10 protein-coding genes and 2 pseudogenes are annotated in these 11,630 nt (G+C 56.7%); 8 read left to right on the top strand and 4 right to left on the bottom strand.

Annotation, left to right across the window (positions count from 1 at the left end; all coding sequences use genetic code 11):
* The first annotated feature begins 243 nt into the window (after positions 1–243).
* Complete coding sequence (locus tag F6X40_RS26175; protein ID WP_262421550.1) at positions 244–1,314, top strand: porin; 1,071 nt, start codon at positions 244–246, stop codon at positions 1,312–1,314.
* Between the two features lie 289 nt (positions 1,315–1,603).
* Here F6X40_RS26175 and F6X40_RS26180 read toward each other — a convergent pair.
* Positions 1,604–2,470, bottom strand: a pseudogene (locus F6X40_RS26180) (IS3 family transposase).
* Positions 2,471–2,970: 500 nt separating this feature from the next.
* Here F6X40_RS26180 and F6X40_RS26185 point away from each other — a divergent pair.
* Genes F6X40_RS26185 through F6X40_RS26210 form a run of 6 tightly spaced genes read left to right on the top strand, consistent with a single transcriptional unit; the run spans position 2,971 to position 9,472 of the window.
* A complete protein-coding gene (locus F6X40_RS26185; RefSeq protein ID WP_187629768.1) occupies positions 2,971–4,293 on the top strand; it encodes a lysine N(6)-hydroxylase/L-ornithine N(5)-oxygenase family protein in 1,323 nt (440 codons plus the stop codon).
* Between the two features lie 4 nt (positions 4,294–4,297).
* Entirely contained in the window at positions 4,298–5,539 is a 1,242-nt protein-coding gene (locus F6X40_RS26190) for an MFS transporter (RefSeq protein WP_187629769.1), read from the top strand.
* Positions 5,540–5,579: 40 nt separating this feature from the next.
* Entirely contained in the window at positions 5,580–6,359 is a 780-nt protein-coding gene (locus F6X40_RS26195) for a phytanoyl-CoA dioxygenase family protein (RefSeq protein WP_184072262.1), read from the top strand.
* On the top strand, positions 6,337–6,711 hold the full coding sequence (locus tag F6X40_RS26200; protein WP_262421551.1) for a cupin domain-containing protein: 375 nt from the start codon (positions 6,337–6,339) through the stop codon (positions 6,709–6,711). Before F6X40_RS26195 ends, F6X40_RS26200 begins: the two co-directional genes overlap by 23 nt.
* Before the next feature lies 1 nt (position 6,712).
* Positions 6,713–8,296, top strand: coding sequence for a class I tRNA ligase family protein (locus F6X40_RS26205; RefSeq protein ID WP_187629770.1), 1,584 nt, complete (start codon positions 6,713–6,715; stop codon positions 8,294–8,296).
* 18 nt (positions 8,297–8,314) lie between these two features.
* Positions 8,315–9,472, top strand: a complete 1,158-nt coding sequence (locus F6X40_RS26210; protein WP_187629771.1) for a PLP-dependent aminotransferase family protein — start codon at positions 8,315–8,317, stop codon at positions 9,470–9,472.
* A 375-nt stretch (positions 9,473–9,847) separates the two neighbouring features.
* On the opposite strand, the pseudogene F6X40_RS26215 reads toward F6X40_RS26210, so the two are convergent.
* From F6X40_RS26215 to F6X40_RS26225, 3 genes and pseudogenes are all read right to left on the bottom strand, one after another.
* Positions 9,848–10,040: pseudogene (locus tag F6X40_RS26215) on the bottom strand (transposase); the annotation flags it as partial.
* A gap of 177 nt (positions 10,041–10,217) precedes the next feature.
* On the bottom strand, positions 10,218–10,535 hold the full coding sequence (locus F6X40_RS26220) for a CcdB family protein (RefSeq protein ID WP_184072256.1): 318 nt from the start codon (positions 10,533–10,535) through the stop codon (positions 10,218–10,220).
* Positions 10,535–10,777 (bottom strand): type II toxin-antitoxin system CcdA family antitoxin, encoded by a 243-nt coding sequence (locus F6X40_RS26225; RefSeq protein WP_184033180.1) that lies wholly within the window; start codon positions 10,775–10,777, stop codon positions 10,535–10,537. Before F6X40_RS26225 ends, F6X40_RS26220 begins: the two co-directional genes overlap by 1 nt.
* Before the next feature lie 144 nt (positions 10,778–10,921).
* Here F6X40_RS26225 and F6X40_RS26230 point away from each other — a divergent pair, with 144 nt between their 5' ends.
* The gene (locus F6X40_RS26230) at positions 10,922–11,200 is read left to right on the top strand and encodes a DUF799 domain-containing protein (protein WP_260336618.1); all 279 of its coding nucleotides are present in this window, start codon (positions 10,922–10,924) and stop codon (positions 11,198–11,200) included.
* Positions 11,201–11,630: the final 430 nt, after the last annotated feature.

Here is an 11,630-nt window from a genome sequence, read left to right on the forward strand (position 1 = left end):
GCCCCGCCAGGCCCGGTGCCCCCCGGCTCACGACTGCAACTTGGAGAATCATGCCGGGCCTGGATTCCCAATTCTCAGTTATCGAGGCGTGAAGATAGTAACGGAGTGCGCATGGCATAGATTTGGCTGTTACTCCATCCAACTCCACTTTCTGTCGGATTTGTTCAATGACCACGATATTGGCTCATCAGAAGCAAAAAGAAATTCGGCTTCCAAATGATAAAATTGGTATACGCAGTGGTGATGGGAGTATTTTTTGGATTAGCGTGCGATTCAAGCCGAGCGCAGAGTGGCGTTACGCTATATGGAGCATTAGATGTTCTCATTGATATCTCAAATCAGGGCAGAGGAACCTTAACTAAAATGTCGAATGGCGGCACGTTCGGATCGCGACTTGGCCTTATGGGTAGCGAAGTCTTCGGCGACGGTTACAAAGCTATTTTCAGACTTGAGAGTGGTTTCGCGCCTAATGCCGGCACCATACAGCAGGGCGGTGCACTTTTCGGCCGGCAAGCGTATATTGGCTTCGAAGGTCCTGAAGGGACTTTAACTTTTGGTCGTCAATACTCGCCAGAGTTTCTTGCTATGAGTGACAACGACGTTTTTTTGGGAGGCTTAGGAGGGAGCATCTGGGGCGTTGATCGCACTTTGCCTAATGGTACCGTCCAAGCTACGCTCCTTACCGAGGTCATTACGTGCCGCGTTAATAATTCCGTTCTTTACTCATCTCCGAAGATTTATGGATTCTCGGTTGGGTTGATGTACGGTCTCGGCGGTGTTGCGAAATCTACAAGTGGCGGAACAACTTTTAGCGGGGCAATCAATTACACCAATGGCCCCGTAACGTTTCATGCCGGATATGTCTATCAGAGAGACGGATTGGATCAGGGATATTACAAAGCATGGGGTGTCGGCGGTAACTATGCGATTGGGCCGGTAAGAGTGTATCTCGGATACACTAAAGATGACTATTCAATCATAACTGGCGCAGCATCGTTGAATAATTCGTTGCGGTATGCAATTGCCAATCTTGGGGCGAGCTACCAAATCACCCATTCGACCGTATTAATGGCACAAGTTATCAAATTGATTGACACCTCGAATGGAATTACTCAGTCAAAAAATTCGTACATTGTAGGACTAGGTGTTTTTTATTCTCTTTTGAAAAACACCAGTATATATATCGGGTACGCACAAACAAAAAATAAAAACTGGTCCGCTTACACGTTGGGGCAAGCCCTATATTACGGGGAACCGGCATACCCCAACTCCACGGCACGCGTGTTTAGATTCGGAATGCGAACGACCTTCTAGATTAAAGTTGAAAATCGGCGGCTAATCAGTCGAGCCTGAACAATCCGGCGAGCCTTATATGGCATGGCTTTGGGGCCGAAATGGTGTCGTTGGAATTGCGGGAACCTGGCATATTGACGCGTAAATCCTGCATTTTTCGACGAGGTGCAGATGCGTCCGAAGACGCCTGTGCCGAAACAAGATTTCTCCGCCAGCCGCTGCGAGAGCAGATCAGCCTGAAGCACCCGTTGGTGCGACAGGCCGACCTGACCAACTGTGAGGTCTGTCGGAATTCGTGGACGCCAACGGGTTAAGCAGCGGTTTTACTCAAATGGAATCGCTGCGTGAAAGCGGCCGGCGACAGATAGTCCAGACGCGCCTGTGTGCGCTGCCGGTTGTAAAAGATTTCGATGTATTCAGTGATCTCGTTGCGGGCCTGGTCGCGGGTCGCGAACTTGCGATGATAGACGAGCTCATTTTTCAGTGAGCCCCAGAATGATTCAATTGGTGCGTTATCGAAACAATTTCCGCGTCTGCTCATTGATGCCTGCATGCCGGACTGTTTGAGGAGCTTCTGATAGGCATGGTCGCAGTACTGACTGCCGCGGTCCGTATACTGAATTAGACTGGCCGGTGATAAGTGCGACGCGACGGCACGAAAAAGCGCACGCATTACCAGCTGTTTTGTCATGCGCTCGCTCATCGCATAGCCGACTACTTCTCCGTAAACAGGTCCGTCGCGACCGATGAGGGATGGCTGTATCTGGCCGGCCCCAAGGGGTCGTGCGTTGAATTCGTCGTCGCTGGACACGCCCAGGAAGCGGCACATTAAACGCACTGGATATTGCTGTCGCATCTGTTCAGTTACGCCGTACTTCACCGCGACTCCGTCGCGAAGTACATTGCGAACTTTTTTAACAGATCGCGCTCCATTTTTACTTCGGCCAATTCCCGCTTGACCCGCCCCGGCTCGGCCTCAACCTCTGTCAGTGGTCTCTGATGCTCCCCAACATTCTCCAGCTTGCCGTCCTTTGCAGCAGAATCCAGTTTGCTAACGTCTTCATCGAAATTGACAATCGACACGCGGCTTCGGACACGCCGAGGCCATCGGCTATTACCAGCTTTACTGCTTCTTCACGGAATTCCTTCGTGTACACAGCCTTGGGATTCGGTTCATCAATGCCTCCATTCCTCAATTTTACGGAATGTTGGCGTCCACTTTTTTCAACCGGCCTCACCGTCGCACGACACGATTGATGACGATCGCCGGAAGCGATGACCACGATAGACCGATTCGATGTTCTGAGTCCCGGATGTTATCCGAACCACTGAGCAACGTGACAACTCTCTTTGGACTGCGGGTGATCCGGCGTCTGAATCCGACAACGCCGCGTGGACAATTGACGCACCGCAAGGTTTGCGTATGTTCAAAGTGTTCAGCTTCTCAATTCCTCGTATGATTCACTCAGGCGGCCCGAGGTAATGTCAAACCAAGCATAGTGCTGGTCAGAATGCCGCCATTGGGAAGAAAAGCGATCGTCATCTACGGCTTTCGTTTTCCTGCAGCGGGCATCGGCTACGCAGTACGCCGGCACCACCGCCTCAACCTTAGTCCACGGGAATTGCGCTGCACTATATCGGTTGGCCAATTCCCCTCTAACGGCGGAACAAGTTCCTATGGACATGCTAGACGTCATCGGTATTGGTATCGGACCGTTCAATCTAAGCCTCGCGGCGCTCATTCAGCCGACCGGTTTGCGAGCGCTCTTCTTTGAGAAGCGCATCAAATTCTCCTGGCATCCGGGGCTCATGCTGCCCCAAAGTCAACTCCAGGTGTCGCCGCTCAAGGATTGTGTGACCCTGGTGAATCCCACAAGCCCATATTCCTTTCTCAACTATCTCGCTGTACATCGACGCCTGTACAGTTTCGTGAATAAAGGTGGAAACAGCACGTCGCGACGTGAGTTCACCCACTATTACCAATGGGTCGCGCAATGCCTGGACACGCTTCGATTCGGCGAGGAGGTGATCGATATCTGGCCTTGCAATAAGGGCTATTGCGTGACCACTACCGCGCGCACCTATCATGCGCGCGCGGTAGTGGTCGGGGTCGGCGTCGAACCCAAGGTGCCGGCATGTGCGCGGCAGGTGGTTGGCGAGACGGTCTATCACGTAGACGACTACCTTAACCGGAAACCGTTCAGCGAAGACGAACATGTGCTGGTGGTGGGCGGCGGGCAGAGCGGCGCGGAAGTCGTCGAGCACATGCTGACCGAGTCAGGTCCCGACAAGATCACGTGGGCGACGTCGCGCGCCAATCTGTTTGCGATGGACGACAACGCATTTGTCAATGAAGCATACATGCCCAGTTATAGCCAACGCTTTCACACGCTGCCGATCCAGCAGCGCCGGGCCATTGTCGAAAGCGAAAAGCTCACCAGCGACGGCATCTCCGCCAGCCTGTGCAACCGCCTCTATGAAGCGTTGTACGAACGCAGCGTCCATGGCACGCTAGCCGACTGCTTTCGTCTGTTGCCTTCGGTGACAATGGACGAGATCACCCGCCGCAGCGGTCGCTGGCATATCGGGTTGACCTCGCTCGTCACGTCGCAGCGCAACGGCATAAGCGCGGACAGAATCATCCTGGCAACCGGTTTTCAGCCGCGCCATTTGCCATTCGTTCAGAAGCTGCTCGACGGCGCAAGCCGTGAAGACGGTCTGCCAACGCTCGATCCCGATTACGCCGTGCGCTTCGATGCGCCAATGCCCGGTCCCGTGTATCTGCAAAACCAAAGCCGCGTGCAGCATGGCCTGCAAAGCGTCAATCTTTCGCTGGTGGCGTACAGGAACAGCCGCATCATCAACAGTCTGCTAGGTCGTGCGTTCTATCCGGATGTTCCGGACCGGCAACTGCTCGACAGCCTTGAGGATCAGGAGACTGAAGCAGGATCGGTACTGTGCGACGCGCCTCAGGCCTCGCGTCAACCGGCAGTGGCGTAAGCGCATGACTGGCTCCTCCATTTATCTATCGACTGGCGAGCGTGCGATCTCACACGCCGAGCACTTGCCGGCATCCCTCCAATTACGGGCGTTCATTCCGTTTCTGATCGCGTCACTGGTGATCGCCGCTTCGTACGGGACGAGTTTTCTCCTGCCCGAGTACCTGCAATCCCTGGGCATAAAGAGCGATGTCGCCGGCGCCGTGATTTCGAGCGGCATGGTCTCGACCATGATCTGCTGCTGCGTGGCTGGGCGCATAGCCCAGCATATCGGGGTCATGCCGACCATCGCGCTGGCCTCGCTCGTCATGGCAGGCAGCATGCTCTGCTTCGCCGCTGCGCCAATGGACATTCGTGCCGTCTATGCAGGCGGTTTGCTGTTGGGCGCTGGGTGGTCCGTGTTCTTCATACTCGCGCCGCTGCAAATCATCCATCATCTGTGCCCCAACGCGCGTATCCAGTACCTGACCTTCGTCTCCGGCACGCAAATGGCCGGCCTAGGCATGGCGGCGCCTTTGAGCCGCCTGATCGCCCAACATACCGGCTCGATCGCGCTGGCCTACCTTCTGTTCGCTGCGGCATGCGCGGTGGCGGCAGTCTGCGTCAAGATCGCCAGCGAGGCGATGAGGGATAGGTCCTGTTTGCCGATGACGCGCGTGGCCATTACCGCGACCGACACGTTGGCCCTGCTCAGGGCACCAACAGCAGTGCCGATCGCAATGATCGCACTGGCAGCCTGTGTCTTCGCCGGGCTGGCGACTTACCAGACACCCTATGCCGTCTCGCGTAACCTCAGGCCAGACCTGTTCTTCCTGACGTTCACGATAACCAGCGTGGCACTGCGCTTGTCGCTCGCGAGAACCATGGGACGCATCAAGCCCGCGCGACTGGCGCTCGCATTGTTTTTGCTGACCGGCGCCTCGCTCGTACTGTTCCTGTTGAACCACGGCAGCACGACGCTTTATATCGTCGCTACCGCGCTGTTCGCCACGGGCTACGGACTGAGCTACTCGACCCTGAACGGCATGGCCGTGAACCTCGCCGGAGACCACGCCGTTTCGGTGCCGGTGACTTCGCAAATCTTTACGCTTGCCTATTTCATCGGTCTGTTCGGATGCCCTTTCCTATGTGGCGTTCTGATTCACGTTTTCGGCGCCGATGCAATGCTCGTCGCCCTGCTAGGCGCCGTACTCGCCAATGTCGTGCTACTCGGCGTCACGCGAATGAAGGCGCATTTCGCCGCCTGACTTCTCCTTGAAAACTCCGTTCCTTAACGAGGTGGTTCGTATGCTGAATGAAACGCAAAAATCCAAGTGGCACGAAGATGGATATCTAAAAGTAGAGGGCTTTTTCGATCCGGTCACCCGCGAAAAGATTTCTGCTCTGGTCAACGATGTCTCGCGCTGGGAAATCAGCGACAGCAAATGGATGATGTGGTTCGAGAAGACCGAGGACGACCGCAGGATCGTTTCAAAGGTAGAGAACTTTTTGGACTTCAACAACGAGCTGCGCGATCTGTTGTTGGCCGACAAGCGTATCCAGACGGCTGTCGAATCGCTTCTCGATGAAGATACCCGCATGCTCAAGGAACTGCTCATCTTCAAGTACCCGGACAGCGGCGGCTATCGTCCGCATCAGGACATCTATCACATTCCGCACAACATTCCTGAACGCATGGTGCATGCCGTGGTCGCCATCGGCATCGACGATTCCGATCCGGACAACGGCGGCCTGTTCTTCAGTCCGGGCAACCATCAGAAAGGTGTGTTTCCGATGGACGCCGGCGGCGTGATTCATCCGGAAGTGGCCGAGACGTTCAAGTGGGAACCCGTGCCCTGGAAGGCCGGCGACATCTTCGTCTTCGACGACTACGCGCCGCACTATTCGCAGCCCAACAAAAGTAACCGTTCGCGCCGCACGCTCTATCTGGTGTTCCAGCGCGCCTCAACTGGTGGCCCCACGCGTACGGAATACAACAAACTGAAGCGTGCCTACAACCCACCCGAAGGCAAGGAATCGGATATCCACGATCTGAAGCCGCCAAATGGCATTTTCTATCGCACCTAATGTAATTCACCGGAGGATGTGCGTGTACACAAAGCAGATTGACCCATCCATGATGCAGCCGGAATACGGCGTTCTTGTTTGCCGGCTGCTCGAACATCTGCCCGCTGGCCTGACAACAGCGTTCGGCACGTCGATTGTTGAGGTCGTGCCGGCGGGCGCTGTCAATCTGCACTCCCATTCCGAGCATGAACTGTGGGTACTCGTTTCAGGCAAGGGAGTCTTCGAGGTGAATGGTCAGGCGCGGCCAGTCGCAGATTCAACGCTGCTCTATATCGAGCCGAATCAGGAGCACGCGATTCGCAATGCCGATCCGGCGGCGAGCCTGAAATTTCTATCGATATGGTGGGACTAACGTGAACACACGCACTTTTTTCGTTTGCCCCGCACCGCCCTGCCCGAACGGCAAGCTGCATCTCGGCCATATCGGCGGGGTCTATCTGCTCACCGATCTTTTCGTTCGCTTTCAACGCATGAGAGGTCACCGCGCCTACCACGTCACAGGTGCGGACGAGCACGGCACCTATATGGTAGCGAAGGCGCGCAAGCTCGGTCGTCCGATTGACGAAGTCGCGCAGTTGCATATTGACGAGATAATGGATTGCTTGCGGGCAATGCACATCGAGCCCGATGTCTTCATCAGAACAACGGACGCTACGCACAAGCAGAACAGTCTGAAGATCTTTCGCGAGCTGGAAGCTGCAGGCTACATTGATGTGCGTGATGGCCATCAACTCTACTGCGAAAACTGTGACGAGTTCGTGGCCGATTCGCTTGCCGTCGGCCTCTGCCCCGCGTGCGATGCGTCCACCGACAGCAACTTGTGCGAAAACTGCGGTTTGGCGCAACAGCACTCGAAATTGCGAGCGCCAGTCCACACGTCGTGCGGCAAACCGCTATCGCTTCGCCCCATCGAACAGGCGGTTTTCGACATCCCTCGCATGGCAGCCATGCTTGACGATGCGATCAAGGGGAGTGAATGGGATCAAACGATCCAGCGTAAAGCGCGTGCATGGTTGCGTGACGAATTGCGGCCGCTGCCTATGTCGCGCATTTTCGACCGGGGTGTGACACTTGAAGCACCCGCGAAGATTGCGGGGCAAACGTTGATGACGTGGTTCGAAGGGCTTTGGTGTTTCGAGACGGGGATCCGCTTGCAGTGCGCGCGCGACGAGGTCAACTACGACACCGTGATGCGCGACCCCGATACACGCCTCCTGTTTTTCATGGGCCAGGATAACCGCTTCTACTACACCATCGGCGTGACTGGCAGCCTGCTTGCGCGCGGCTACCCGCTTCCGGCAAATCATTCGATCCAGGACTTCTATAAATTGGAGGGCGAGAAATTCTCGACCAGCCGCGACCATGCACTCTGGGCAGATGAAGTATCCCGGCAGGTCGACCCGAGTGTGTTGCGCTATGCGCTCGCTCGGATTGCCAAGCCGTTCGGCACCAACAATAACGATTTCCAGATCGGCGAACTGATCCGGTCGGCTTCGCACATCCTTGCGTGGGAAAGCGCCCTCCGCCGCGATTCACTGCACTCGGCGAATGTCGATGGAAGCGGTCTTACGCCGGCGCACGACGACATAGTCCAACGTTATATCACCGCGATGGACCAGGTACGCTTCTGGAACGCCCTCGATCTGATTGACGAATACTTCGTCGCGACGGGCTTCGGCACGAGCCCGGAAACGTGGCGGCCGGTGCACGTATCCGTCTTTCTGAGCATGCTCCATCCCGTGATGCCAGTGCTGGCCGAACGCTATGGAAACGTGTTCTTTGGCGAGAATTGGACACCGGCACTCGGCGCAAACGCCACGCTATTGGCTACGCCTCCCAGAGCAACGGCCGAATTTCCGCCGTTCGGAATGCCGATTGCCGACTCGTTCATCCGCCAATATCAATCGCGCTTCCAGCGCGCCGTCGATGCCGCGTAACCAACGATGGAGCCAGTCATGTCGATGCGCAGTCGCACTTCGCTCACTTATGGGGTATTCGACTACACCTCAGGCAAGGACACAGTCGACTTCGCCTATGGGCTTCCCGATCCTTTGACGTTCGCCCGCTTGCAATGGCCGAACCCGCTTTCCGTCGAGACGGGCGTCAGCATCTCCGACCTACCGCAGTACACCGACGCCTATGGCCTTCCCGAACTGCGCGGACAGCTTGGCCAAAGGTACCGGATGGCGCGTGGCAATGTCATTCTGACGAACGGCGCTTCACAAGCCCTGCAACTGCTCGCCGATGCTTTTATCGACCCAGGAGACGTCGTGCTGACCGAGGACCCATCCTATCTCGGCGCGTTGCGCATTTTCTCTATTGCGGGGGCGACGGTGGTTCAAGTAGGTGCGGATTCCTCGGGTGTCGACCTCGATCTGCTCGAACAAGCATTGCTGCACGCAAAGGGGCGAGCCAAGTTGTACTACACCACTCCGGCGTTCCACAATCCGACTGGACGATACTTTGCACACCGGCATATGGTCGAGGTGGAGGCTCTACTGTCCCGCAACGGCGTGGGGCTGGTGCAGGATCTGGTTTATAGCGAGTTGCCCTATGATGGCGCGTCACCCGAGATTCTGCAGGCGGGTGGCAACATCATCAATGTGCATAGCTTCTCCAAAATCTCAGGCCCCGGGCTTCGCGTAGGCTGGGTGCTGGCCGAGCCGGAAATTGTCGACCGCCTAGCCCACCTGAAATGCGATGGAGGTGTGAGTCCCATTGTCAGCAATATGGCGCTCGCCTTATTGCAGTCGTCGTCTTTGGACGCTCACGTCGAACACCTAAGGACGCACTACCGGAGCAAGCGCGACGCAATGCATAGGCTGTTACAGGCCTGCCGATTCTGCAAACCGGATTACGAGATTCCGAGTGGTGGATTTTCGTTCTGGGTCTCGCTTGCCGAAGGCGTCGATTCCGCCGAATTGGTCGGCGAGGTGCGCCGGAAGCACAATGTGAAACTCGTCGAAGGAAAGCACCATGGACCGAGCGGTGCAGCCCGTGTACGCTTAAGCTTCAGTTATCTCCAGCCGCGTTTGATCGAGCGCGGCTTGGCTCAGATAGACGACGCGCATGCGAGCCTTCTGACATCGACGCGCTTTAAGCGGCGTGGCTAGAGAATGCCAAGTACTACGGATAGTCGGTGCGAGATGTACAAGCGTAGGCCGAGCGAAGACATCCACTGCGCCGCCCTCTACCGCAAACAACTCGACGAACGCTTTTCAGCATGGCACTACGTCACTGATTTCGCTCAGGATCCGTCCGTTATATAGGCAGACACCCCCTTCGCGCGTGTCTCGGAACCAGTCAATTCCTGTGCGTTCTGTACGATCAGCACGTCATCGCTCTGCAGCCGATATCAACATCAAGACCTACCCGATGTAAACGGTATGGGATTCCGACCAAAATCGAAACAGGAGAGCAAGTGAGAAAACTGCTGATCGTGTCGATCGCCGTCGTGCTGATAGGCTATCTCTGCATCCAGCGGTATCGCGATTCAACGAGTACTGGATCGCTTTGGTGGTGTCCGATTTCGCTGAGAGTGTGAGAAGCGTCGCCTCGAACCCACCGCTTCATGTCATCAAGCAGCGCAACGGCGTGTGCCTGGCGGATGCGCCGTCGCTCTTCGGGCGGCTTGCCTCGAATGTGCTCTTCGATGCGATAGAGTGCGCCAATACTGCGTACATGCGCGCGCAAGCCTTTCGCCGTTGGGAATTTGTGCAACAGCCGGTTGCATAAACACCGTGCTCGCACGCTGCCACACTTCTCGACAAGCTAGACGGCGCAGCTCGGCGACTCTGGTATTCCCCCGCCTGAGATAGCGGGAATGTCCTGCCCCGGCGTGTCTACCGTCCAGAATAATCAGTAAGCGCCCAGGAGGCGATCCAGCGCGGCCGTGATCCGGTCACGGTGTTCGACAAGCGAACCGGTCTTCGGCCCCAGTTCGCTTAAGGGCACGGCCGCGACAAACGCCGGATGCAGGATGCACCGGATGCCGCCGATATCGAATGATGGCGAGAAGTCCGCCGGGAGCTTCCCGGGCGGAAAAGCATCAGCCTGAATCAGCGGTACGACGACGCGGGTCGACAGACCGTCTAGAAAGTCGCTTTGCACGTCGACAAGATACGGTGTACTGGCGCGGCCTCTACCGCTGTTGGCATAGACGTCGAATCGCGCCATCAGAACATCCGGTATTGCGCCAAGGGAAGTCCGTTCTCTTCGACCCACTGGTTCGTGTGCCTGATGAACTCGGCGTGTTCCTCAGCCCAGCGACGGCCTTCTTCGGCCTGAATCGCCTCGCGCAAGGCCTGCTCGCAGGTGCGGGAAAAGTTGATGCCGAGACTTCTCGCCCGTTCATACACGTCCACGGGCAGCGTGACATTCGTCGCCTTGCGCGCCCCGCCTGTTGCTGCATGTGCCATGGTGAGTTCTCCGTGCGAACAATGCGCATGTTTATCCACATAATAACCCACATCTGGCAGTTGGTGCCGTCGCGTCGAGAAGGCTGCGGTCATATGCGCAGGCAAGCCCTCCCTTTCGTGTTAGCGCCGATGTAAAAATGACCCATGTTCGGTGCGGACTCGATCATGTACGTCACCATCATCCGGTGGGATGCGAAGTATGCGGTTCTAGCGACATCGGTGACAGTCGAACTCAGCTATGCGCTGAAGAGTGGCACCACCGCAGAAACTCTGTGGACCCACAGACAAACCATGGTCTACTCGCCGCAAGCCGCGAACGCAGGTAACAAACGTTCCTTTGGCTCAGCAGGCAAACGCGATCTAGGTCAACAAAGCCGGACAGGGCTTGCCGGCCGGCCCTTACGACGGTCAGTACAGGTCTGACGGCGCAAGCTTCTGAGTCGGTCGCGGCAGTTCGAGATCGAATGTTCCCGCGAAAGAAAACGCGGGAACAATTGCCAGGGGGCGACAACCGCTACCCTCTCCCGCCGCAGATGCGATACATCCGCGAAGTTGTTGCGGGACGACCTAACCCATGACGCCGTTGTCCTAAGTCGCGTCAAACACGGTGCCGGTATGCAGAGAAAGCAAGGTGCGTCTCCGGCGGTTGAGTGGCCGCTTAGCGGGGCGGATGCCACTGCTATGTGGCCGGTTACCGGTCGGGTCGAATGACGCCTCTTGGCCGAAGAACGAAACCGCTCGCGCGGTAGAGGGCTCCGGTCCGACGCGGGAGGTCAGGGCGAGGCCGGTCACGCGGTTTTATGTTGGCGAATGAGGCAATCCGCCTCGTTCTCCAGCAGGAGCCGAATCATGA

The sequence above is a fragment of the Paraburkholderia sp. UCT31 genome (assembly GCF_014397655.1).
Classification (GTDB): domain Bacteria; phylum Pseudomonadota; class Gammaproteobacteria; order Burkholderiales; family Burkholderiaceae; genus Paraburkholderia; species Paraburkholderia tuberum.

What these genes read in the sequence shown, in the direction of transcription:
- F6X40_RS26220 (WP_184072256.1), bottom strand. Translation starts at nt 10,535, where the DNA reads ATGGCGCGATTCGACGTCTATGCCAACAGCGGTAGAGGCCGCGCCAGT.
- F6X40_RS26230 (WP_260336618.1), top strand. Translation starts at nt 10,922, where the DNA reads ATGTTCGGTGCGGACTCGATCATGTACGTCACCATCATCCGGTGGGAT.
- F6X40_RS26210 (WP_187629771.1), top strand. Translation starts at nt 8,315, where the DNA reads ATGTCGATGCGCAGTCGCACTTCGCTCACTTATGGGGTATTCGACTAC.
- F6X40_RS26200 (WP_262421551.1), top strand. Translation starts at nt 6,337, where the DNA reads ATGGCATTTTCTATCGCACCTAATGTAATTCACCGGAGGATGTGCGTG.
- F6X40_RS26225 (WP_184033180.1), bottom strand. Translation starts at nt 10,777, where the DNA reads ATGGCACATGCAGCAACAGGCGGGGCGCGCAAGGCGACGAATGTCACG.
- F6X40_RS26195 (WP_184072262.1), top strand. Translation starts at nt 5,580, where the DNA reads ATGCTGAATGAAACGCAAAAATCCAAGTGGCACGAAGATGGATATCTA.
- F6X40_RS26185 (WP_187629768.1), top strand. Translation starts at nt 2,971, where the DNA reads ATGGACATGCTAGACGTCATCGGTATTGGTATCGGACCGTTCAATCTA.
- F6X40_RS26175 (WP_262421550.1), top strand. Translation starts at nt 244, where the DNA reads ATGGGAGTATTTTTTGGATTAGCGTGCGATTCAAGCCGAGCGCAGAGT.
- F6X40_RS26190 (WP_187629769.1), top strand. Translation starts at nt 4,298, where the DNA reads ATGACTGGCTCCTCCATTTATCTATCGACTGGCGAGCGTGCGATCTCA.